We start from the raw sequence: 22144 nt of genomic DNA on the forward strand, positions 1-22144 counted from the left end.
TAAATGAGTAGATTTACTATGCATGATTTTCTCATCGCATTTCTCGGCGGGCTATTACTGGGAGTAGCGGTAGTTGGTTATCTCTATGTGCATGGCCGTATCGCAGGGATCAGCGGATTGATTGGACAGGTACTGAATCCACAGACCGTATTTAAAACCCCTGCAATCTGGTTTATGTCAGGTTTGATTATCACGCCTTTTATTTATGGATTATTTGTTCAGCCTGAGATCGAGTTGAATGCCAGCCCTCTGATGATGATCATCGCGGGTCTGCTGGTTGGCTTTGGTACACGTCTTGGTTCAGGATGTACCAGTGGTCATGGGATTTGCGGGATGAGCCGTTTATCGAAGCGTTCTATCCTGGCCACCATGAGCTTTATGTTCGCTGGTTTTGTTACGGTTTATATCATTCGCCATATCACAGGAGCTTTCTAAATGAAAAATTTTCTGGCTTTCATTTTCGGCGGTTTGTTCTCTGTGGGGCTGATGGTCTCCGGGATGTCGAATCCGGAAAAAGTGCTCGACTTCCTTGATCTGTTTGGCGACTGGGATGCCAGCCTGGCTTTTGTGATGATGGGTGCAATTGCTGTGGCATTTATTCCCTTTCAAAAAGCGCTACGCAGCCAGGCACCGAAAACGATCTTTAATGAACCGATCGATTTGCCAAAGAATAACAAGATTGACCCTAAACTGATTTCGGGCAGCCTGCTCTTTGGTATAGGTTGGGGTATTGCCGGAATTTGTCCTGCACCAAGTTTTACCTTGATTGGTCTTGGACATTATCAGGTTCTGTATTTTATTGTCGCGATGCTTGCAGGCGTGTTGATTCACCGTAAGTGGGCAGGAGCTTAATCATGTCAAATTCCCCAGTTGTAAAAGACTTTTTCCATGAAGATACCAATACTTTCAGTTATGTGGTGAGTGATCCTTCAACGAAAGCCTGTGCAATTATTGACAGTGTGCTGGATTATGATGCTGCATCTGCCAGCACCTCGACCACACATGCTGATCAGATCATTGCCTATGTCAAAGCGCAGGGCTTAACAGTTGAGTGGATTCTGGAAACCCATGTCCATGCCGATCACTTGACTGCAGCGCAGTATCTCAAAGCTACGCTCGGGGGCAAGATTGCCATGAGCCAGAAAATTGCGATGGTTCAGGAGACCTTTGCTGCGATCTATCATCTGGATATCAAGCAATGGAATGCCCAACAGCTGTTTGATTACCTGTTTGAAGATGATGAGAAATTCCAAATAGGTTCCATCGAAGCCTATAACATTCCCACTCCTGGACATACGCCAGCCTGCTTGAGTTATGTCATCGGTGATGCAGTGTTTGTGGGCGATACCTTGTTTATGCCGGATTATGGCACGGCACGTTGTGACTTTCCGCGCGGCAGTGCATCCATACTTTTTGATTCGGTACAACGCTTGTTTCAATTGCCGGAAAGTACTCGGGTATTTCTATGCCATGACTATTTGCCAGAAACGCGTGATCGCTATGTGTGTGAGACGGATATCCAGACACAAAAAAACCGCAATATTCATATTCACGAGGGAATCAGCAAGGCTGAATTTACCCAAATGCGAAACCAGCGTGATGCCGGACTGAGTATGCCAAAGCTGATCCTGCCTTCCATTCAGATCAATATGAAAGGTGGACAGTTCCCTGAACCGGAAGAAAATGGGGTTTCTTATTTAAAGCTTCCGCTGAATTACTTCAAATAGGCAAGTTTCAGGATTAAACCTGTAGGTTCTTTGGTTGAACCACTGGAGTCAAGAGAGGTATAGGTGTGATGTGGTTGATACTGGAAGGGCTGGCCATCGGTGGCTTGCTGGGTTTAACCGGTGCGGGTGGTGGTATTCTGGCTGTACCGGCACTGATGGCAAGTCAGGGCTGGACGGTAGCACAGGCTGCACCTGTAGGCTTGCTGGCAGTGACTCTATCAGCACTGGTTGGAACATTTGAAGGTTTGTCCAAGCGCATCGTGCGTTATCGTGCCGCGCTCTGGATTGCGCTGATCAGTATTCCTTCAGCACGTTATGGCGTGCATCTGGCTGGAATTATCTCTCCTGTATGGCTCACGCTGGCTTTCAGTTTGGTGATGCTGATCATCGCTTACCGGATCTTCTTTAATAAGGTCCATGATCATGGAAATGCACTGTGCAAGGTTAATCAAACGACTGGTCGCCTGATCTGGAATATGAAAACTGCATTGTCTCTCGGCGCTATTGGTGTCGTGGCAGGTCTGCTGACCGGTTTGCTTGGAGTGGGTGGGGGGTTCGTGATTGTCCCGGCACTGCGTAAAGTGACTGACCTGGATATGCGCAGCATCGTTGCAACTTCGCTGATGATTATTTTCCTGATTGGCGGTGTCAGTATTTCTGTACACGTACTGGATGGCTTTCAATACCCTGTTTCGGTCACGCTGACTTTCGTTCTGGCCTGTATTGTGGGCATGTTAATAGGACGTCGTGCGATGCACCGGATAGACAGTAATCAGGTGCAGAAAATTTTTGCCACGACTGTGATTGGGGTAGCGATGTATTTAATCTATTCAGCGCTCATGGGCTAAAACAGCTGGTTGGGAATTTAAACTAAACCGCTTTTAATCTACCTGATCATAGTTTATAAAATTTGAATATGATTTTAATGGCTGAGGAAGAATGAAAATGATGAAAACTGCAGAGCAATTGATCCAGAATGCAAAAAGCCGAATTCAGGAAGTGAGCGTAGATGAACTGTTTGAAGCGATGAAAAACCATAAAACCATTCTGATTGATGTTCGGGAACCGGATGAATTTCAGGCGGCATCGATAGACCGGGCGGTGAATTATCCTCGTGGTGTTTTAGAAATGAGGATTCACCAGCATCCTTTGGCGAGCCATCATTGCGATACTCTGCAGGCACTGGAACATCTTAAAGATCAGCCAATTTATCTGATCTGTGGCACGGGTGGACGTTCCGCATTGGCAACCGACACCTTACAGAATATGGGTTTTACCCAAGTCAAGTCTGTGCAGGGCGGTTATCAGGCCTGGCTGGAGCAGGGCTATCCGGTAGAAAAATAAGCCGTTAAATAGATGAAAAACCGTATTGTTGATTGTTTAATGTGAGAGGCAGTAATGAAATACAAAGAATTAACCCAGAACATTTCAGGCAGTTTAAGAACCTTAACTCAGGATTCACCTGATTTAATGAAAAGTTTTAATCAGTTATCCCAGACGGCTATGCGTGACGGCGTGATTGATCCCAAAACCAAGGAAATGATTGCTCTGGGGATTGGTGTTGCATCGCGTTGTGATGGTTGTATTGGTTTTCATGTCAGAACCCTGGTTAAAATGGGGATGACCCTGCAGGAGCTGGAAGAACTGTTAGGGGTTGCAGTATATATGGGCGGTGGGCCTTCATTGATGTATGCCGCAAATGCATTGGATGCCTTTAAAGAGTTTTCCAGTTGATTGGATACGGGTCAATGGCGGAATGAAATAAGGGATTATTGGAATGCGTTATGGGTGGCTTTGAAGGATTAATCAAAAAGAGCTAGCCATATGGATCAAGCCTAATCTCGGAAATATTCAAAAGCTGATATTTCCCCAAACTATCCAAATTTAAGTTAAAACTTGGGTATGAGGTCTACCTAATTCTGTAAATTTATTCAGGACTTGAGGAGCACTGCTGCGCAAGGTCGCATGCCCCTCATTGACCTGACTTGAAAAATGTTTTTCTGACAATTTATCGCCTAATAATTTGATGTAGCGCATTTTGGTTTCAACCAAACTTCGGCAATAACCTGTCGCCAGTGTTTTGTGCCATAAGTTCTATCTGTATAGACAGAATCAATTTGCTCTCCTTGTGGAATTTGATCAAGTAAATCAACAAGTAACTCTGAATCACTAGCATTGTTTTTACTGAGCTGGACTGCACGTATTTGCAGTGTTTTTGCATCTATACCAATATGGAGTTTAAGCCATTGTCGACGATATTCCGGCTGAGGTTTTTTACGTTCCCATTCTCCTTCACCCAGAAATTTTAATCTTGCGAAGTAATGCTTCTCATATCAATAAGGAGGTGAAGTCCATCTCTCTATTCGCAGATAAAAATACGAGCATGAATTGGCCCTATTTAAACGGTACCAATTCGGCTGTAAAACGAACAGCGAACAGCAAAAAAAATCCATCTGTGGGATGAAGCGGTAGGGGAAGATATTGCAACAGTTGATCTGGACTTGGGACGATTAAATGCTAGTGAGAATCATATGCCTGAATAGCCACGTTTTTTTTATAGATTACCTCAATTTAAAGGTTTTATAGTCATTGACATAAAACAACCAAACATTAACAATAGAACAATACACTGTATAATAAGGTATCGAAATGAGACTAAAAAATAGACTATCAGTATTGGTGATAGCCTCGACAGCTATTTTAGGTTACAGCAATTATGCAAACGCTGCAGGAACCTTGAGTGGCCAAATTGGCGTAGAAGTTACTATAGGGTCAGGTTGTAGTGTTGCTAATAGTGGCGGTGATACGAATACATGGGGAACTTTAAATTTTGGTGAATACTCTGATTTAGTAAATACTATTAATGGTAGTGTAGTTGGGACTGCAGCGACTGTAGGTTTGCAGGTAACCTGTTCTACTGATTTACCGTATACATTAACTTTTAATAATGGTTTAAATGCATCTGGTGGGTTACGCCGACTTAACTTGGGTGCGAATTATATACCTTATCATTTATATTCTGATGCAACATATACGACTTCAATTTTAAATGCGCCATTAAGTCGCACAGGTACTGGTTCTTTAGAGTCTATTCCTATTTTTGGGCGTATTTTACCATCAGATCAAACTACTACTGCTCCTGCAGCAGGAAAATATATTGATACTGTAACAGCAACATTAATTTGGTAATCTCTAAATACCTAGAGAATAGGATCAATGATCTATTTACTCCGTTATGTTCTCTATGTATTGGTTAGTTTATTAGCTTGTACTAAAGTTCAGGCTTTAACAGTAGATACTAGCTTTGATGTGACTGCAAATGTAGTAAATGGATGCTCTTTAGGTGGTTCCGGTTCAGGTGGAGCTAACTTTGGCACCATAAATTTCGGTACTATGCCTACTGTGTTGAGTAATATTGATGTAGCCAGTTCTAGTGGAGCAGGTTCAATTATAGTGACCTGCACTCCTGGTGCATCAATTATGCTTGCGTTAGATTATGGTCTTCATAATGGAAATAATAACTTTCGATATTTGAGTAACGGTACAACTAGTCTAGCCTACCAACTCTATCGTGACTCTTCATATAGTCAAGTATGGGGAACTATGGCAGATAGTCTTGCATATACTATTTCTTCTTTTCCTGAAATGACCCAAACCTATACTGTCTATGCCCGGCTTTTTTCAACACCTACGATGCCAGCTGTGGGAACGTATACTGATACGATTACTGTGACTTTAACCTATTAATTGAACAATATGAAAAAAGTAATTCTGATCCTGCTAATTAGTATCGTAAGTCAATTGACTTATGCTGCAAGTAATATGCTTGTTTGGCCGATTTATCAAATGATTGAAAGTGATCAGAAAGGTTCAATTTTATGGTTGGAAAATCGTGGAAATAATGATGTCAATCTACAAGTCCAGATTTTACGTTGGAACCAGAAAAATCAGCAGGATGTTTATCAGGATCAGCAGGATGTCATTGCCAGTCCGCCCTTTATGTTAGTGCCAGCGGGTCAGCGACAGCTGGTCAGAATATTAAAACAAGTCAATATTCCTGCCCAACAAGAGTGGGCTTATCGGATAGTGATTGATGAGATTCCATCCCAAGTTCAACCTGCTCAAGCAACGGTTGGTTTGAATTTACAAATGCGTTATGTGTTGCCACTATTTTTATATGGTAATGATATTTCGACAGTGGTACGTACAGATAAAAAACATGGTTCTAAAACAGTAACTCAGCCAGTACTACGCTGGAACATAGAAAGCCAAGGCAACAAAAAATTTATTGCTTTCCATAACTCCGGGATAGTTCATGCCAGAATCAGTAATGTATTCTTCGGTGATAGCAATGATCCCCAGAAAGCTTCTACTGTTATTGCAAAAGGATTACTAGGTTATGTACTTCCAGGACAAAAAATGGTTTGGCTGATAGATCAAAACAAAATGATTGCACCTGATAAAAAATTGTTTGTTCAGCTTGAAGATAATAGTCCCGCGATAGAAATTACAAAATATTAGACAAACGGTATCTTTCATGAAATTGGATAATCGATGTCTATTACAATATATCGCTATTCTTATAGTTGCTAATTCTACTTATGCTGAAGAATATACCAGTTTGCCACCACCGCCCCGTCAAGCTCTTCAACCTCAGCACATTACATATTATGTATCCCTTGAAGTAAACGGCCGTATAGACCCACAACTATCAAAAGTTTTATATAAAGATGGGCAATATTGGGTCAGTTCAAAAGACTTGATTCGCAACCATGTCAAAGTGAATGATCAAAGTGATTTAGTCAATGTCAATACATTAAATCAAGTAGTACCAAAATTTATTCCTACGAAACAAGTACTCGAACTTAGCATTCCAAACGAATGGCTTCCTGCACAATATTTAAACAATCAATCTGCCTTAGCCAATATACCCGTACAAAGTGGTACTGGTGTAGTACTGAATTACGACTCATATCTGGCAATAAATCCCAAATCCCAGTCTTCAGTACTGAGCACATGGTTAGAGCAACGTTTTTTTAATCCTTCAGGTATATTGCTAAATACAGGAGTGTACCGACATTTTTTTACTGATAGTAATAACAGCGATGAAGACTACATGCGCTATGACACCTATTGGCGCAATAGCAATAGCAATAGCATTAGAAGTTATCAGATTGGTGATTTTATCAGTAATGCACTCAACTGGAGTAATGTTACCCGCATGGGGGGATTACAGGTCAGTCGAAATTTTTCCATTCGGCCAGATTTAATTACCTACCCATTACTAGATTATACGGGCATCGCATCTACGCCAGGAATGCTCGACTTGTTTATTAATGGGAATAAAGTCAGTAGTAATACAATTAGCTCTGGGCCGTTTACATTAACACATACGCCTTACATCAATGGTGCAGGCGAAGCGACCATTGTGACTACAGACGCTTTAGGTAGACAGGTTTCAACCACGCTTCCATTTTATGTAGCCAATAGCTTACTAAAAAAAGGATTGAGTGATTTTGATGTATCTGCGGGGTTCCGCCGCTTAAATTATGGCAGCAAAAATTTTGATTATGAAGAAACACCATCATTTAGTGGTATTTATCGTTATGGTCTAAGTAATTATTTGACTTGGTCAAGTCATGTAGAACTCAATCGTGATCTTAGTTTGTGGGGATTGGGTTCTGATATACGCCTAGGTTATTGGGGGGTACTGAATAATTCTTTTTCACAAAGCAATGCTACTCAAACAGGTTACCAGTTTACAAATGGCTATTCTTATAATGGTAGAAATTTTAACTTCAATATACAACATATAAAAAGGTCGTCAAACTTTCAGGATTTATCCACTCTAGATACCAGACAAAGTTTGAGTCGCAAGGCGCTGCAGAGTTCACTCAGTTTTAAGCCTTTTGGAGAAAGTTTTGGTTATATTGGCTTAGGATATTTTGATATTGTTGCACAAGATCGATCACGGACTCAATTGGCAAACTTATCTTACAGCCATAGCTTATGGAGAAACAGCTCTTTTACTTTCTCTCTAAATAAAACACTGAACCAGCCAGATTTTAATAGTCAATTACAATTCACGTTTCCGTTGGGATATGATAGAGGAAGTATGAGTGCCAGTATACAGCGAGATGTAGAGGGGGATTATTCAAAGCGGGTGCTATATAGTAAACCTGCTCCAACAGATCAAGGCTTAGGTTGGAATTTAGGCTATGGGGATCAAGATCAGAAGCAAGCATCTGTAATCTGGAAAAATCAGAAATTCACCCTGCAAAGTGGTTTATTTGGAGACGCTGAAAATACCAATTATTGGGCACAAATAAATGGTTCGATGATTTATCTAGATGGTTTTTTTGCTACCAATAAAGTTAACGATGCTTTTTTAGTTGTAAAGACAAATGGTTTTCCTGAGGTACCAGTCTACTATGATAATCACCTCATAGGTCATACAGATCAAAATGGAACTATTTTAGTTCCTTCAGTCAATGCCTATTATCCTGGAAAATTATATATTGATACCTTAGATTTGCCACCCAATGTAGAGACATTAGAAACAGAAAAACGTATTGCTGTTGAAGATCATAAAGGCGCTGTTGTTCATTTTCCAATTCAAGAAATACGCATAGCCAATATCAAACTTCTTGATCAGAACAATCAGGCTTTACCAATAGGGACAGTCGTTGAAGTCGCAGAAACACAGCAAAAAACAATAGTCGGGCATGATGGTTGGGTCTACTTAACTCATTTAAATATGGACAATACTTTAAAGATCACAGGTCCAAATGGAGTAACATGTCAACAACATCTTTCATTCAAAACTGAATTAACTAATACTTTAACTATACAATGTCCGATAATAATGTCAGTAGAAACAAAGGATTGATAATTATGACAAAACTATTATTCAGTATTCTACTGTCTTTTTTTAGCTTATTTATTGTTCAAAATTTACAAGCGGCATGCACACTTTTACCATTAACAACAAATGTTAACTTTACAGCAGCAAATTCTTTTGAAATACAAACTTCTCAAGATATGGTTAGTACGACGATGGGAATCAGATGTTCAAATATTCAACTACTAGGTATCTTAAGCAATGATAAAGTTACTGCAACTATTATAAACAGCTCAGGATTTCACCTATCAAATAATGCTGGGAATTCAATTCCTTATAAACTATGTAAAGATAGTAGTTGTGACAACACTTATCAAAATGGAAGCTTAATCACATGGTCTTCTACGGAATTAATTAACTTATTATCATTAGGAGCATTTACTCTTAATTTACCACTTTATCTGGAAATTTTACCAAGTAGCAATCCTGATCTTGTTGCTGGAACCTATCAGGATACTATAAACATTAAATGGGACTGGTCATTATGTACTCTTCTAGGTTTGGGGGACATATGTCTGATTAGGGATTCTAGTTCTTCAATCGCAACTATAAATGTCAGTCTTGATGTCAGTAATATTTGTGCTATTGAAAGTCCTCCAAACGTAAATTTTGGTTCAGCTGCATTACCTTCAAGTTTTAATGCTATTAATTCAAACGTTTTACAAACTCGCTGCACAAAAAATGCAAATTATTCGATCAAATTGACTAGTACACAGGGTGAAATTGATGGCATGCGTCAAATGCTCGCAACGGTTAATGGTTCAAATTACTATCTTCAATATCAATTATACCGTTCAGGTGTAGCGTGGACTAGCACGAATGACCTCAGCATGACTGGTCTAGGAACAATACAAGACATTCCTTATCAGGCTAAAATTAATGCTGATCAACAGAACATTCCTGCAGGTAGTTATTCTGATACAGTTACTGTTGCAATAACATATTGATTAGAAAAACTATTGTAAATAGGCACTGAATTTAGGCACTGAATCGATGATAAGAGGTTGGCTGCATGGCGCATTTGCGTCTTAAAATCAATGAACTGCATGTGAGCAGGAAAATTCAGATCGCTTAACAGGCATTAGTGCTGATACATCGAGTTCTACAACAACCAAAGTAATCAATTATAGTCTCAAGCGTTGGCAAGCCTTAAGCCACTATCTGGATAATGGCAATCTACCGATTGAGATGAGAAGTACTGCTTGTGAGGGGGCGATAACCCAATGCGTCCCTTGACTTTGAGGCCTAAGAATTGACTGTTTGCTGGCTCACTACACAGTAGTCACGAGCGGTGAATATCATGATGCTGATTCAGTCAGTAAAGCTAAAGGGCTGGACTGGATTAGTATACCTATTTAAGTAATGTAGTGAAAAGGCTACCGGCACTTAAAGTGACTCAAATAGAAGAGTTACTGTCCATACTGGCCAGCCTTATGAAACTGGTTACATCGTCATAGCAATACATTGAGCTTTTTCTTGACCTGAATAACGTCGATGACATTGAACTGATATACTTCAATACATTCCATAGAACACTCTTTAACCCTAGTACGATAACTAGGTCTTAATTGAGATGTATTCTTGGGCGCTATTCTATCCGATTCTAAAATGTTGCTTTAACAAATGCACTTTTTTGGCTGTATCTTAAGATTCAACTCAGCTTGATTTGCTATGCTGTATTTAAAATAAAGTCAGCACAGGTTTCTTATGCTTCAGCGTACAACCACTTCTTCAACGGATTTACTGATCCGCTTTCTGCATATTGTCATCATGTTGAGTTTTACCGGGGCTTATCTGACCGGGGATGCAGAAGAATGGCATCAAATCCATATGGCCTTTGGCTATACCCTCGGAATCAGTCTGATATTAAGAATTTTATGGCAGTTTGGCGCTCCCCGACTGGCTCATACTCAGCCTTCAGGGCCAAGCCGACGATTGCAGGTGATCAAGCCCTTTGTGCAGCGTTATTGGGCACAGCCGCAGCAATGGCTTTCGCCAACATTTTTAAAAGCAGCCAGTTCCAGCCTGTTTCAGCTCAGCATACTGGGTATTTTTCTCCTGCTACCTTTAACGGTGCTGGCCGGCTTTTTGACCGACTATACCTATAGCCACACTTTAAAAGAAATTCATGAACTCTTTGCCAATCTGTTTTTAGCCAGTGTATTGCTGCATTTGGCAGCGCTGACACTGAATAGTGTTCTGCTTAAAAAATGGCTGGCAAAACGGATGTTCTGGGGAACCGAATCACATTCATGGTTCACCCTGTTTGCTGCACTATTTTCACTGGGCGTGTTGATAGCTTTCTGGTTTTTCTATTTGAGCTAAGCTTATATGAACGCAGAACAGAGAAGGAGATGAGATTTAAACATCTCCTTTGACAGATTGAGATAGTTCATAACATCAAATGACAAAACATTGATGGAATGGATCGTTTAAATGGGATGAGTTCTGATGGGGTGGTAGAGTAATGAAAGTAATTAAGTTTTTAGCTTATTGGATAATCACCATTATTCAGTTTTTTGGAGTTTATACCTATTTCAATGAGGTACTTGATTGGCATGGTATAGTGGGAATAATTGTGGCGATTATTATAGCGGGGATTCCTGTTGTTGGCACGACTGTTGGTGTGCTTGGGGTACATTATGGATGGGATTGGACTTGGCCTGCTGCTTTGGCATTGTACTTATGTCCGTACATTTTGATGGGCCTGATTATTTTTTTATATACCCTGTTTGATTATTAATCGCTCGTAGCATGACGGGGCTGAAGCCCTAGCCCATCAGTGCTGTGTGCTGCTATGGATTGATGAAGCCACAGTAAAATATAGCATTTACGTGTCTGTGACAGACAACTCTTACCCCTTGGAAAATTCGTCTTATGCGAATTTAATTTGCGATGAAAAATCATACCAAGTCAAACAAATTTATCTGACTCCAATGAGTTTCTTAATGTTGATTCGACTGGTTAATGATATTGAATTAGAAACACAACCAGAAAAAAGACAAGTAGATCAAGAATTGGTGCAATTGCTGGATTCTATAATCAATCTAAATGGGGAAAGTTTAGAGCAACAAATCTTATCAGGCTTGCAAGATATAGATCACGAACATGCTGTTGTTAAGATTTTTTCAAAGAAGAAATTTAAGTTTTTTGATCATTTAGATTACGTACAGTATTTTGGAACGAAAAATACATTAGATGGCTTTCTCAATGCTTTATCTAAGGGTGTTTTTAATTACTCGGCATAGCCAAAACAATAAAGTTTAATACATTTCTTTAAAGGCTATATCTAGCGCTTCATCAACAGATTTATCTTTTTGTACAACGATTTGTCTAATTTTTCTTTTTAATACCCACCATGCCTTTTCAATTATCAACAAACAAAGGCACTCAAGGATAGGGATGCTCGTGAAGAATTGGTAAAGCAACCTGAAGCGGAAATTATGTTTATGAAAAATCAATACATGGAGGAGTATGCTAAGCCTAAGGAAGCTAATGTGCATATTGAATAGATAAGGGAATAAGCTATATTGCAAAATCAACAACCACTGAGACACTAATTCTTATTAAGAATGTGCACTGAATACTTACTTGTTTGGTGCCATTTTGTGGCACAATATGGCATTAATAAGACTGAGCGGTGTTAAATATCTATGCAAATTAAAAAAGAGTTCAATATACTGTGGATGAGACAATCTCAGAATCAGCAGAGTACATCATTAAAAAAGTTGGGCTAGCCCCTGCATCTGTTTTTAGTATGGTTATTGCTGAAATAGCTAGAACAGGTCGAATCCCTGTAAGCAATCAAATAAGTGATGATGATTTTAATACAGCACAACTCATAGCACTTAGCCATAATATTCCGAGTATAAAAGTATCCAATACAAAATCTGCTCAAGAATTTTTAAATGATGATGGTGGATATTAATGGCACAGGATTTGTATTAAGGCTTATATTGGTTTTCCAGACATCGCAGATGGTGAAACCCGCCCTTGAATAGCCACAAATCTTAATAACCATTTAAATAAGAATTCGCATATATCTTTCATGAATATCTGAAATATGAGATGACGTTAGATTTGACCATAATTTTAAGCATAGCTTAGTGATTTCTATACAGACTTTATAACTGAGTAGGGATAGCAAAATGTCAGAAGATAATACAGATTTGATTACTCTAGAAATAGATTTGGCTACGATGCAACTCGCTAAAAATGCGGCATCTACATTAGGTTATGAATCCGTAGAGAAGTATTTAATTATGTTGATCAAAGAGCATTCACCCCAAATATTAAATTGTGAATGTGAGATGTTAAAATAAACTGCTGAGACTATATATGCAACTACAGGTGATACAATTTGGTTGGGTTTTTAAATATACCTTAAAGGTCATGATGTCATCTTAATGAGTGAAGCTCAGAGTGTCTTGAGGAAGTCCTCAGTTGATATTTCTTGTTCCACGTAAAAAACACCATTTTGATCTGCTTTCATTTTTTTAATGGAAATACCTTGAAGTTTATTGATCTCGAGTAGATCTTTAAGTATTTGATCTGCAATTTTATTCCTTCTATCATCTTCTGAATCTAAATGAATTGACATGAGTTTCTCCTGGTTCATGGCGTAGAATCTAAATCATCAGTCCTACAGGAAGTTTGACATTAGAGTTGGGTTGAATTGGTTTAATATGAGTATGACAATTTAAACTTCGATGATCAAATTTTCTCTAAAACCATTTTTACCTTGTTCTTGCGGATAACCTAAAGGGTTGATCACTAATCTACATCCATCGACTATAGTATCAACTGATGTATGCGTATGTCCTGAAATCCAAAGATTAAAACCTTTAACATCCAGGTCATTTATAAAATAGGGATTAAGGGTTGATGCAACAGGATGATTACCCCAATACGGATCAAGACAGGCTAAATGAGAAGGGAAATGAGTTATGACAATCACGTTATCTTGCCCCTTAAATTGCATAATATTTTGATGATATCGTTTAAATAATGCTATGTAGTCATCAGCAGTTATAGTTCGATTATCATTGCCAATCATGATTTGATTAAAATCATAAATAGATTGTTCAGCATCTTTTTTGGATTGTAAAAGTACGTTAGGAGATGTAAGGGGAGAGTTGGAACGAAAGTTCGTAAACAATGTACCGCCAACAAATATTTTATCCTGTATCTTGATATAGTTGTCATCAAGCAAGGCATTTTGAGGATAGTTTTCTTTTAAGAAATCCACGACTAAATCGTAGTTTGAACAATAATAATCATGATTACCTAAAACAAAAATAAAGTTCTTATTCAGGTTTTTACATTTTTCTGCAAATTCAATAGCACCACTTAGGCGATTCGAAAAATCCCCGGCATGAATGATAAGATCTACCTCTTTTGATAATTGATATTCTGAATTATGTGTGTCAGACAAGATTTGTAGTTTCAAATGGCCTCCTAAACCTTATCAGAAAGATAACATGAGCTGATTTTGTTTTAAATAGGTAAAGATCTAAATAAAATGCTTGCTTGAGCCTATTGCAATAGTCATAAATGAGTTTTGTTCTAAAAGAGGAATAAATGATGAATAGTACAATAAAGAATTTTGAATTTACAATTTATATCAAGGATTTAAAAGCGTCACATCATTGTGTTGAGGATCGGTTATTTGAAGCAGGTTGTGATGATGCTTTATTGTGTTCAATTAACAACAACGTATATTTAGAGTTTGAAAGAAAAGCCCTAAGTCTTGATTTAGCAATTCACAAAGCATTAAAAGATATTGAGACTGCGGGATGTCAGTCTATTCAAATACATGTGAATAATGAGCCTTACAACTTGGTTAGGTAATTAGATTTAATTTTATAAATAAAGCCAATATCTGATTGGAGCAACAATTTTATCAGAATTAAATCGTTTATTTAAAATCAATTGACTGTTTATTGATCATAAAATTTGACCAATTGATTTTATGCACATAATATAAATACGTTACAGCAAAATCTGTAACCAGGCGTGGAAACCTGAATTTACTACAGAAGCAGTTAACCGCTTTAGCGGTTTTTTGCGTTTATTATGTTTAGTCTATCGTAATGGTAGGCCAAGCAGGGCAGTCTTTGACTGGCCGTCTTCTGTAGTACGGTATTTCCACCCCTGTTTGGCTTGCCTCCATCTCGTGGAAAAGTTGGAAGCTTGTTTGTAATAAATTACTACAGGAACTAAACATGAACACTTTCTATAATATCCCTTATTTTCTCCAAGCCATTCCTTCTGTTCTTAAAGAATAAAATTTTTGAAATAAATTTTAGTCATATCTAAATAATTTTACTTTTATAAATTTCGTAATTTTACGAGATGTAGAGAAGTATTGCCTAGAGAAAATAAAATGGCCCGTACTAAGCTATTAACCAATATTATTCAAAGAAAAATGATGGTGCTTGACGAAATGTCGCACTCAAATCATCACCATAACTTTGAAATTTCGCTTTATGATTTCGCACTGGATGAGATTCTAGAAAAACTGTTTAAGGCAGACAATCAACGTTCCACAGAATGTTGGAGCCCTGATGAAATTGAGGGATTTATTCGAGACTGTTTGAATGATCGTAATGTCAATTTATGCATTCGCTATTGGAAGGATGGATTGGTGTAAAAATAAAGTTAGTAAATAAATTATATAAATCAAATATTTTTTATTAAATATTAAATTTTTTTTGATTTAATTTTATTTATTTTGGGACTATATTAATCTATTGTTTCAACGCTAAAAATAACTTAACTGTGTAGAAAAATGATGACACCATTGCTCATTGATGCATTAACAATATCTGAAGGCAGGTTTAAAAAACCATGCCCAGTTTTAGTTTTGAAAATGATGTTACTCAATGAGGAAACGAGCAGGTTTTCAGAAGAAATTAAAAATCAAGCATTATTACTGCTCGCGATATATCGTAAGTTACTGCTTGCTGTCGATATGGATTTATTTAATGTAAAAACTCTAAAGAACAGTGTGAAAAGAAGACACTGGGGTAAAGTGGATAAAGCACAGGATAAGATGGTGGTTGCAGACCAACTTCGACTAAAGCATTTAGATCTAGAAGAAATGATTTTATTTTTAAATACACAGCATTTTTTAAAAAAGCTGCCGATTTCCTTTGTTCAAAAATTGGTAGATTGGGCACCACCGGTGGTTAGTGGTACTTTTTTAATCGAAAATGTTTTAGCAGGTTATCTCGCCCAAAAGCTTTTGCCATTAGAAAAAATTAAAGTAAAAGAGCTTGGCAAGTCTGTGCAACCATATTTTCATTTAGCTGACTTTTTTGTATTTTTACCTCGACTGGAGAGACTTTATCAAAAACATCAGAAGAAAATTGTTCGTGTGGCACCAACTGCAGAAGTTGCTTTAGCTTTAACAGACTTTGAGAAAGCATGGATCTATCGTATTAGGAGCAGTTTATGAATATTTATTTTAAGCAGCTCATAGAATGGATTAAGCAGAATGAAAATATAGAAGAACAAGAACTTCTCCAAGCATTATTTTTGTTACGTGCACATTATAGCTTAGCTGGTATTATTGTCATTTGTCAGCGAATTTTCACATTGATTGGTGATCATGAATTACCAGAATTCCGTGATGAGCTTAATACTTTAAAGATTATTAGTACCTTACAGTATTCTGATCAATATTCACATTTTTTCTCAGAAACAACAGATAAAAACAAACATAAACTCACGCCATTACGTCCATACACTGGAGACAGTGGAATTTGTGATTTGCTATTGATTCAAGCAGGACTAAGTCGAAATAATGAGAGTTTTGATACTGTAATAATTTGGTTTTTAGAGCAAATATTTCACTTTCAAAAAAATGTACATACTCTAGCGCTTTATAGTAATTATTTAAATGGTGATGGAAGCATAAAGCTGAAAGATCAAAAAGGATCTCGTGTGTATAACGCCTTTTTAGCGATCAGGCTGTTGGGCGATCCAAGTAATGAGGATATTTTAGAACAAGTCAAAGAATTACTTATTCAAAAGTCACCGAAACAACTGATTCATTTGATGTCCGCTGGTTCTGAAAACAAACGATTAAATGAAGTTTTTTATGCATTAAAGCTGTTTTTATCACAAATTTGGCAAAATAATCGACTAAAAAATAAGAAAAAACGTCGAGAGTTTTTACACCGTATAGGGTTAAAGCATCAAAAACTGATCTTACAACGATACGGCTCATTAAGTATTGCTATCCAACCTTTAGAGGATGTAGATGAAATTCATCGTGGTCTAGTCTCTGAAGTATTTGAGTATGATGAGATTGAAGAAGATGAAACACCATTAGAGCCATTGTTTACATTTTTTTTGGCAGAACAATCCGATTTAATTCGAGGGTTTTATGCATCTAAGTCTACCTCTCAGCATGTTGAAGCTACAAATGTTGGTTTAGTTTGGACCAAATGGCGATTGTCATTAAATTCGATTCAAAAAGTGTTTAGGCTCTGTCAACCATCTAAGGCTGATACCAGCTTAATTTTACGCGCAAAATTAGCTTTAATATTGAGTTTACTTACTGGACGTTCAGTTACTGAATTAACAGCGCCGTGTTTTAGTCAAAATACTGATCAGAATAATATTCTTATTCAGTATGATAATACTTTATCTGCATACGTATTGAGTGTTTTAGCAGGCACACCGACACTCAAAACAAAGCCAGAAGAGTCTAAATTTCATGTGCCATGGACCAGGAAATTACATTTGGTTTTACCAAGTGAGCTCAATGATTTGGTGAATCAAGTCAAAAAACTTGCGATTAAAACCCGTCAACCGGCAGTTGAACGTGAAGCTAGTAGACTTATTAATAGTATACCTAAAGAGCTAGAAATCAGCCTGAAAAGCATTAGAGATCTTCTTCCACGGTTGTTATATGAGCATAGCCAAGGTGATTTAGCTGTCGTTAAAGCAGTGACCAATGCATCAGGCCGGAATCATGATAACTTAATTCATTATGCATCTTTTGAGCAGAGGAAGCTTGAGCAATTATGGGCTACTTGTTTAAAAACGATAAAAATAGATATTCCTGAATATATACACTCTTCCAATGAACGTGTGGGTAGCCCAACTGGGATAAAGGTTGTTGAAATACAAAATGAAATTACACGAATAAAAAAGAGAATAAATCAGGCTGCCGAACAGAAAGATTGGCAGACGTTCTTTGATAACTTAACGTTGTATACAGAGTTATGGATGAATCTTGCAACTGCAGGACGGGGGATTAAGCAACCTTTTCCAAAGTGGATAAGCCAGCAAGGCTGGGGATTGATTCAAGATAAACATCATCAAGATGAATCAACCGATCGTTATGTGCCATTGACGGCAGCATTTATCAAACAAATTCAAATTTTACGTGATTTGATGAGAATGCTGGGTGATCAAGTTGAACCACGTGTTGATTTATCATCTTATGCTGTGCAACTTTGTGATCCTCATCAGATTGAAGGTTTAGGTAGAAATTGGGCACGGAAGCTGGTTCGCTCTGATAATAATCAGTTACCTGGACGGTTCAAGGATGCTGGACTTGGGCACTGGGTACGTGGTCGTTATCCATGGGATATGTTATCAGTATTTCCTGTATCAACATTTAAACAACAGTGGCTTGATGTACAAAAAAACCTGCAAAAACAGTTAGGTTTCGAATGTCTTGATGTTTTTAATTTTTTAAAAACCCCGAATATTCCAACATTTGTTTTAACCCAAGAGACTAAAACAGTTCAAGCAGAGACGAAGCCGAGAATACAATATTCAGAAAATGATGTAAAAAAATGGCTGAAAAACTCAGAGTATGAGTCCTATTGTCAATTGATTTTTGAGGAAAATCCTGAGCCAAACGTATCTTTCGAGCTTGGACATGTATTAGCTTCCCATTTAGCTAAAAATACAGACATTGATTTGCCACAAGCGATCAAGGCATATTGTGCTTATATTCGCGATAAAACGAAAATTCCTTTATTCGTTCAACTTCCTCAAAAAGCTAATCGTACATGGCTGACATCTGAAAATAGTTTTAGTACATGGTGTTATATTGAACAAAACTTACTTGATCTTATTCAGAAGGATTTAGAACATTTACCTGAACATCAAAATTGTGATGTTGAAATAGGACGTTTGTTGGTTGTACTCTCCATGTATTCACAACTGTGCAGAGTGAGCCATTTACAAGCGATGTTGGAGTTTATTGCTTCTGATCAACATATAGTCGCTATGGGGAATAGTCGGCTCGTTGAGCTGACAGTGAATAATGATAGATCTGTGACGAAGATACGCCGTACAGTACTATTAAGTCCTTATGTCTCGACTTTAATTTTAGTAGACCGACAGTATTTACAGACCCGATTAAAAGAGATTTTAGCACAGTCAAGAAATCAACAAAGAATGGCTTGGCAAAAGTGTTTTAATACCTATTTAAAACAAATAGGGCTTAAGTCAACTCTATCATTAGCTCAATGGTTGAAAGCTTTACAGCAAAATGTGATGTTAAATAGCACTCCGTTGATTGCAGGTTATATATCAGGCCAAGTCCTGACTGAAGATCTTTCAATAAATGAATTATTACGCTTATCCGAATATGAAAAATTAACCACAGGTTTAGATAGCACTGAGCCAGAAAGTGAAATAGAAATAGGCGATGAGCAACTACATTTGTCTGATATTTTAGCGATGATTCAGCAACTAAAATGTGAGTCTAGATCAAGCATTTGGCTTAAACAGTTTGCCAATAATAAAACGAATCACTACTCAGTTAATTTATTAACGTGCTTTGTGCAATGGTTGATTTTACGCTGTGATGCAGAAGAGTTAAGTCTACAGAATCGAAATATGATTCATCTACATTTGGCCATCGTCAGTGCAGGTATATTGGGGTTTTCAGAAGATTTAACAAAAGATAGCCAGATTGATGAAGATGTATTTCAAAAATGGATGGAGTTGACGCAAGAGCATTTTCCACACCGCAAGCATCTCGCTGCGTGGAATCGCTTTAGAGATTTTTTAATTCAGTTAAATGATGATCGTATAAAGTTACACAAGCGTACAGCGCATCAAGCAAGTGCTAAAGTTTTTTCAAAAAATGAAGTGCAGCAGATCGTTCAAATATTACAATCTGTAAAATCTGGGGTGAATGATGCTGCTTTACGTCTAGAGATTCAGCGTCATTTTCGTTTATCTGCAGCGATGGGTGTACGCCGTTCAGAGACACTTCATTTACGGCCCTTAGATATTGATGAGGATATGCTCCGAATTCGTCCTTATGGTGAGCATCAGTTAAAAACACTTGGATCAGAACGTGTTGTTCCGATGAATTTATTAAGTCAGACGATTCAAAAGGGATTAGATGATATTCATAAGAATAAAAAATATTCGATATTAATGTCTGATGAGAACAGTGAGCATAGGCCTTTTTTTAATCAAATATCTCAAATATTAAAGAAAGTCACTGGAGATGTTGATCTCAGCTTACATCATTTAAGACATACTTTTGCAAGTGCATATACTTTAAAGTGTTTGCAAACAGTGGTGGATTTTAAAGCGCTCATGATAGAACTGCCATGGCTACAAAATTGGATGCCATCGAATGAGCAATTTAATACGCTAGTAGGCAATGAAGGACAGGTTGGGCAAGGGATTAAGGCGATTAGTCGAGTGCTTGGACATTTACATGAATCGACAACGTTAAAGCATTATGTTCATATCTTATTTCTAGCTACTTATGCCTATAGCATGCAACAACAGCAACCCAATTTACATACTGCATTTTTTAAGCGAGTCATGAGTCGGAGTAATTTATTTAGGCATTTCCAAGAGATTCATCAACAGAATGGTAATCTAAAATATGAGTTGAGAGATACCATCGAAAAATATGTACTCAAAAAAAGACAAAGGCAGAGGTGGGTAATCTATGCTCAAAAAAGAGAGAACTCAACTGAAAAAGTAATTAAACACGAATTATTTCAACAATTTGAAGATATTGAGCGGTATCTTATTTCAGGGCAGGGGCAGCCACGATTAGATATTGAGTCCTGGAAGATAGCTTTAATTACGATGGCAAACATTCCGTCAGGTAAACGTGGTTCAAATATAGGAAGACATCCATTATCGACACAAGGAAAGTTAGCACGTTTGCCTGAATTACTAAGTGCTGTAGATTTTAATTCTGCACAAGAGATTTTAGAGCGATTTGATTACTTAGAACAAAACCAATCAGAAACTTATAATTGGTTAATAAAAAAATGGTTGTATGAAAGTAATGTAACAAAAGTATTGATGCATTTTACGGCAGAGGATGAACCTATGCTTTCAATCCTTACAGAACATCAGTTTTTTCCGATAGTGATGAAACATAATAAATATGATTATTTTAGAATTATGTCTCAACAAGCGTCATTAAGCGCCGTGCGATGGGTACTTGCATGGTTGAGTGTACGATATTTGGTGATTAGAGATCATATCAGAATCTAAGTAAATATGTTACGCACGCGTTGTTACACAAAGGTTTGAAAGACAGCGCTACCCTAATTGAGCTAAATTCAAGTGACAACTTGGGTATAAGTGCAGCCAAATTCTGTGAATTTGTTCAAGACAGCTACGTGTGGATGAATATCATTTACCTGACTAGGAAAACTTTTGCTGCTCATTTATCGCTTAATAATAGAGACTCAGGTATTTTTTATAGATCAACAGAGCCAAAAAAACATCACATCATACCTTGCATTTAATATGCTACTAGAAGCCGGATAGCATCCTTCCTTGTGCAAATAGCCTAAGCATATATAGTTCAAACTAGGGGACACAAGCATTTGCTTGGCAAATTAGATTTTGGCAAGCAATGACCTGTGAATCCGCGAATTTGATTTGAATATGATTAAAGTGAGTGACTTAGTCTGCTGCTGATTTTCATTACAGGATAATAGAGTTATTTTTAGAGAGAAATTCCCCCTAATCATCATGTATTAAGCCGAATTTAGGATCAACATGCTGGTTATGAGAGACGTTCGACCAAATCATTTAAGCCTCTGATTTCAGAGTGAAGATTTTTTAAATCGCTTTGTGTACGTCATTAAAGGCAAAGCTTGATGCAATGGGAATAAAACCTACGCATGGAATGAGTAGTCTGATTCAGGATGTAGAACAAAAAGTGTGGGTAGATGAGGAATCTGAAATTACTGTTGAAAGTGATATCGAGAAAGATTTGTTAATTGTTTAATTGTACTAGCTTGTATCTAAATGGATTCGCTAGCGGATGCTTACTTTTAAGAAGATCTTAAGCTAATTTAAATTTGAAATATACGAACTAAAGATTACAGTAGTAATCTTTAGTTCGTATATTTAATTTTAACTCTTAAGCAGGGTGAAATTTGATATAAATCCATCACAAAATTTATCTTAATCATCGTGCGATATGAAACTTATGCAGATTCTTATACTGAATATTGTATGCGTAGATATTTTTATGAATCCTTTGAAGCGG

General features: G+C 37.5%; 23 protein-coding genes and 4 pseudogenes. 23 read left to right on the forward strand and 4 right to left on the reverse strand.

Going from position 1 to position 22144, the window contains the following annotated elements; genetic code table 11:
- Window positions 1-18: 18 nt before the first annotated feature.
- The 6 genes from GTU69_RS14285 to GTU69_RS14310 all read left to right on the forward strand — a co-directional run bounded on the left by GTU69_RS14285 (window position 19) and on the right by GTU69_RS14310 (window position 3461).
- Window positions 19-435, forward strand: a complete 417-nt coding sequence (locus tag GTU69_RS14285) for a YeeE/YedE thiosulfate transporter family protein (RefSeq protein ID WP_166171451.1) — start codon at window positions 19-21, stop codon at window positions 433-435.
- Complete coding sequence (locus GTU69_RS14290) at window positions 436-852, forward strand: DUF6691 family protein (RefSeq protein ID WP_086176663.1); 417 nt, start codon at window positions 436-438, stop codon at window positions 850-852.
- 2 nt (window positions 853-854) lie between these two features.
- Entirely contained in the window at window positions 855-1727 is an 873-nt protein-coding gene (locus GTU69_RS14295; RefSeq protein ID WP_166171452.1) for an MBL fold metallo-hydrolase, read from the forward strand.
- Window positions 1728-1795: 68 nt separating this feature from the next.
- Complete coding sequence (locus tag GTU69_RS14300; protein ID WP_166171453.1) at window positions 1796-2575, forward strand: sulfite exporter TauE/SafE family protein; 780 nt, start codon at window positions 1796-1798, stop codon at window positions 2573-2575.
- A gap of 100 nt (window positions 2576-2675) precedes the next feature.
- Window positions 2676-3071: a rhodanese-like domain-containing protein gene (locus GTU69_RS14305; RefSeq protein ID WP_166171489.1), complete on the forward strand. Its 396-nt coding sequence runs from the start codon at window positions 2676-2678 to the stop codon at window positions 3069-3071.
- A gap of 54 nt (window positions 3072-3125) precedes the next feature.
- Window positions 3126-3461 carry a carboxymuconolactone decarboxylase family protein gene (locus tag GTU69_RS14310; RefSeq protein ID WP_092819707.1) on the forward strand — a complete coding sequence of 112 codons (336 nt, stop codon included), beginning with the start codon at window positions 3126-3128 and terminating at the stop codon, window positions 3459-3461.
- 150 nt (window positions 3462-3611) lie between these two features.
- Here GTU69_RS14310 and GTU69_RS14315 read toward each other — a convergent pair.
- A pseudogene (locus tag GTU69_RS14315) lies at window positions 3612-4036 on the reverse strand (transposase); the annotation flags it as partial.
- 37 nt (window positions 4037-4073) lie between these two features.
- On the opposite strand from GTU69_RS14315, the pseudogene GTU69_RS14320 reads away from it, so the two are divergent.
- The 12 genes and pseudogenes from GTU69_RS14320 to GTU69_RS14370 form a co-directional block, all read left to right on the forward strand.
- Window positions 4074-4258: pseudogene (locus GTU69_RS14320) on the forward strand (IS66 family transposase); the annotation flags it as partial.
- 118 nt (window positions 4259-4376) lie between these two features.
- Complete coding sequence (locus GTU69_RS14325; RefSeq protein ID WP_166171454.1) at window positions 4377-4916, forward strand: spore coat protein U domain-containing protein; 540 nt, start codon at window positions 4377-4379, stop codon at window positions 4914-4916.
- A 27-nt stretch (window positions 4917-4943) separates the two neighbouring features.
- On the forward strand, window positions 4944-5474 hold the full coding sequence (locus tag GTU69_RS14330) for a spore coat U domain-containing protein (protein ID WP_166171455.1): 531 nt from the start codon (window positions 4944-4946) through the stop codon (window positions 5472-5474).
- Between the two features lie 9 nt (window positions 5475-5483).
- A complete protein-coding gene (locus tag GTU69_RS14335) occupies window positions 5484-6248 on the forward strand; it encodes a fimbria/pilus periplasmic chaperone (protein WP_166171456.1) in 765 nt (254 codons plus the stop codon).
- A gap of 16 nt (window positions 6249-6264) precedes the next feature.
- Window positions 6265-8616, forward strand: coding sequence for a fimbria/pilus outer membrane usher protein (locus GTU69_RS14340; protein ID WP_166171457.1), 2352 nt, complete (start codon window positions 6265-6267; stop codon window positions 8614-8616).
- A gap of 5 nt (window positions 8617-8621) precedes the next feature.
- On the forward strand, window positions 8622-9575 hold the full coding sequence (locus GTU69_RS14345; protein ID WP_166171458.1) for a spore coat U domain-containing protein: 954 nt from the start codon (window positions 8622-8624) through the stop codon (window positions 9573-9575).
- Window positions 9576-9628: 53 nt separating this feature from the next.
- Window positions 9629-10085: pseudogene (locus tag GTU69_RS17220) on the forward strand (transposase); the annotation flags it as partial.
- Window positions 10086-10335: 250 nt separating this feature from the next.
- Entirely contained in the window at window positions 10336-10953 is a 618-nt protein-coding gene (locus GTU69_RS14350; protein ID WP_166171459.1) for a cytochrome b/b6 domain-containing protein, read from the forward strand.
- 142 nt (window positions 10954-11095) lie between these two features.
- On the forward strand, window positions 11096-11371 hold the full coding sequence (locus GTU69_RS14355) for a hypothetical protein (RefSeq protein ID WP_166171460.1): 276 nt from the start codon (window positions 11096-11098) through the stop codon (window positions 11369-11371).
- Window positions 11372-11417: 46 nt separating this feature from the next.
- Window positions 11418-11876 carry a hypothetical protein gene (locus tag GTU69_RS14360; RefSeq protein ID WP_205683548.1) on the forward strand — a complete coding sequence of 153 codons (459 nt, stop codon included), beginning with the start codon at window positions 11418-11420 and terminating at the stop codon, window positions 11874-11876.
- A gap of 434 nt (window positions 11877-12310) precedes the next feature.
- Window positions 12311-12556, forward strand: coding sequence for a type II toxin-antitoxin system RelB/DinJ family antitoxin (locus GTU69_RS14365; RefSeq protein ID WP_166171461.1), 246 nt, complete (start codon window positions 12311-12313; stop codon window positions 12554-12556).
- Window positions 12557-12776: 220 nt separating this feature from the next.
- Complete coding sequence (locus tag GTU69_RS14370; protein WP_166171462.1) at window positions 12777-12950, forward strand: hypothetical protein; 174 nt, start codon at window positions 12777-12779, stop codon at window positions 12948-12950.
- Window positions 12951-13045: 95 nt separating this feature from the next.
- Here the strand turns inward: GTU69_RS14370 and GTU69_RS14375 are convergent, their stop codons facing one another.
- Window positions 13046-13228: a hypothetical protein gene (locus tag GTU69_RS14375; RefSeq protein ID WP_166171463.1), complete on the reverse strand. Its 183-nt coding sequence runs from the start codon at window positions 13226-13228 to the stop codon at window positions 13046-13048.
- A 99-nt stretch (window positions 13229-13327) separates the two neighbouring features.
- Window positions 13328-14077 (reverse strand): metallophosphoesterase, encoded by a 750-nt coding sequence (locus GTU69_RS14380; RefSeq protein WP_166171465.1) that lies wholly within the window; start codon window positions 14075-14077, stop codon window positions 13328-13330.
- A 134-nt stretch (window positions 14078-14211) separates the two neighbouring features.
- On the opposite strand from GTU69_RS14380, the gene GTU69_RS14385 reads away from it, so the two are divergent.
- The 4 genes from GTU69_RS14385 to GTU69_RS14400 all read left to right on the forward strand — a co-directional run bounded on the left by GTU69_RS14385 (window position 14212) and on the right by GTU69_RS14400 (window position 21135).
- The gene (locus tag GTU69_RS14385; RefSeq protein WP_166171467.1) at window positions 14212-14478 is read left to right on the forward strand and encodes a hypothetical protein; all 267 of its coding nucleotides are present in this window, start codon (window positions 14212-14214) and stop codon (window positions 14476-14478) included.
- 535 nt (window positions 14479-15013) lie between these two features.
- Window positions 15014-15280 carry a hypothetical protein gene (locus GTU69_RS14390; protein WP_240921691.1) on the forward strand — a complete coding sequence of 89 codons (267 nt, stop codon included), beginning with the start codon at window positions 15014-15016 and terminating at the stop codon, window positions 15278-15280.
- A gap of 138 nt (window positions 15281-15418) precedes the next feature.
- The gene (locus GTU69_RS14395; RefSeq protein WP_166171469.1) at window positions 15419-16087 is read left to right on the forward strand and encodes a hypothetical protein; all 669 of its coding nucleotides are present in this window, start codon (window positions 15419-15421) and stop codon (window positions 16085-16087) included.
- On the forward strand, window positions 16084-21135 hold the full coding sequence (locus GTU69_RS14400) for a tyrosine-type recombinase/integrase (protein WP_166171471.1): 5052 nt from the start codon (window positions 16084-16086) through the stop codon (window positions 21133-21135). The genes GTU69_RS14395 and GTU69_RS14400 overlap by 4 nt, the downstream gene beginning before the upstream one ends.
- Window positions 21136-21203: 68 nt before the next feature.
- On the opposite strand, the pseudogene GTU69_RS17225 reads toward GTU69_RS14400, so the two are convergent.
- Window positions 21204-21311, reverse strand: a pseudogene (locus GTU69_RS17225) (IS5/IS1182 family transposase); the annotation flags it as partial.
- Window positions 21312-21754: 443 nt separating this feature from the next.
- On the opposite strand from GTU69_RS17225, the gene GTU69_RS17325 reads away from it, so the two are divergent.
- Window positions 21755-21880, forward strand: coding sequence for a hypothetical protein (locus tag GTU69_RS17325; RefSeq protein WP_277343579.1), 126 nt, complete (start codon window positions 21755-21757; stop codon window positions 21878-21880).
- Window positions 21881-22144: the final 264 nt, after the last annotated feature.

It is taken from the genome of Acinetobacter sp. SA01, assembly GCF_011319235.1.
In the GTDB taxonomy this organism is placed as follows: Bacteria; Pseudomonadota; Gammaproteobacteria; order Pseudomonadales; family Moraxellaceae; genus Acinetobacter.

Bases quoted from the DNA above. Each gene is read 5' to 3' on its own strand.
- GTU69_RS14285 (WP_166171451.1), top strand. From the start codon at position 19: ATGCATGATTTTCTCATCGCATTTCTCGGCGGGCTATTACTGGGAGTA.
- GTU69_RS14335 (WP_166171456.1), top strand. From the start codon at position 5,484: ATGAAAAAAGTAATTCTGATCCTGCTAATTAGTATCGTAAGTCAATTG.
- GTU69_RS17325 (WP_277343579.1), top strand. From the start codon at position 21,755: ATGGGAATAAAACCTACGCATGGAATGAGTAGTCTGATTCAGGATGTA.
- GTU69_RS14290 (WP_086176663.1), top strand. From the start codon at position 436: ATGAAAAATTTTCTGGCTTTCATTTTCGGCGGTTTGTTCTCTGTGGGG.
- GTU69_RS14355 (WP_166171460.1), top strand. From the start codon at position 11,096: ATGAAAGTAATTAAGTTTTTAGCTTATTGGATAATCACCATTATTCAG.
- GTU69_RS14340 (WP_166171457.1), top strand. From the start codon at position 6,265: ATGAAATTGGATAATCGATGTCTATTACAATATATCGCTATTCTTATA.
- GTU69_RS14390 (WP_240921691.1), top strand. From the start codon at position 15,014: ATGGCCCGTACTAAGCTATTAACCAATATTATTCAAAGAAAAATGATG.
- GTU69_RS14400 (WP_166171471.1), top strand. From the start codon at position 16,084: ATGAATATTTATTTTAAGCAGCTCATAGAATGGATTAAGCAGAATGAA.
- GTU69_RS14295 (WP_166171452.1), top strand. From the start codon at position 855: ATGTCAAATTCCCCAGTTGTAAAAGACTTTTTCCATGAAGATACCAAT.
- GTU69_RS14305 (WP_166171489.1), top strand. From the start codon at position 2,676: ATGAAAACTGCAGAGCAATTGATCCAGAATGCAAAAAGCCGAATTCAG.
- GTU69_RS14350 (WP_166171459.1), top strand. From the start codon at position 10,336: ATGCTTCAGCGTACAACCACTTCTTCAACGGATTTACTGATCCGCTTT.
- GTU69_RS14310 (WP_092819707.1), top strand. From the start codon at position 3,126: ATGAAATACAAAGAATTAACCCAGAACATTTCAGGCAGTTTAAGAACC.
- GTU69_RS14330 (WP_166171455.1), top strand. From the start codon at position 4,944: ATGATCTATTTACTCCGTTATGTTCTCTATGTATTGGTTAGTTTATTA.
- GTU69_RS14325 (WP_166171454.1), top strand. From the start codon at position 4,377: ATGAGACTAAAAAATAGACTATCAGTATTGGTGATAGCCTCGACAGCT.
- GTU69_RS14385 (WP_166171467.1), top strand. From the start codon at position 14,212: ATGAATAGTACAATAAAGAATTTTGAATTTACAATTTATATCAAGGAT.
- GTU69_RS14370 (WP_166171462.1), top strand. From the start codon at position 12,777: ATGTCAGAAGATAATACAGATTTGATTACTCTAGAAATAGATTTGGCT.
- GTU69_RS14395 (WP_166171469.1), top strand. From the start codon at position 15,419: ATGATGACACCATTGCTCATTGATGCATTAACAATATCTGAAGGCAGG.
- GTU69_RS14345 (WP_166171458.1), top strand. From the start codon at position 8,622: ATGACAAAACTATTATTCAGTATTCTACTGTCTTTTTTTAGCTTATTT.
- GTU69_RS14300 (WP_166171453.1), top strand. From the start codon at position 1,796: ATGTGGTTGATACTGGAAGGGCTGGCCATCGGTGGCTTGCTGGGTTTA.
- GTU69_RS14375 (WP_166171463.1), bottom strand. From the start codon at position 13,228: ATGTCAATTCATTTAGATTCAGAAGATGATAGAAGGAATAAAATTGCA.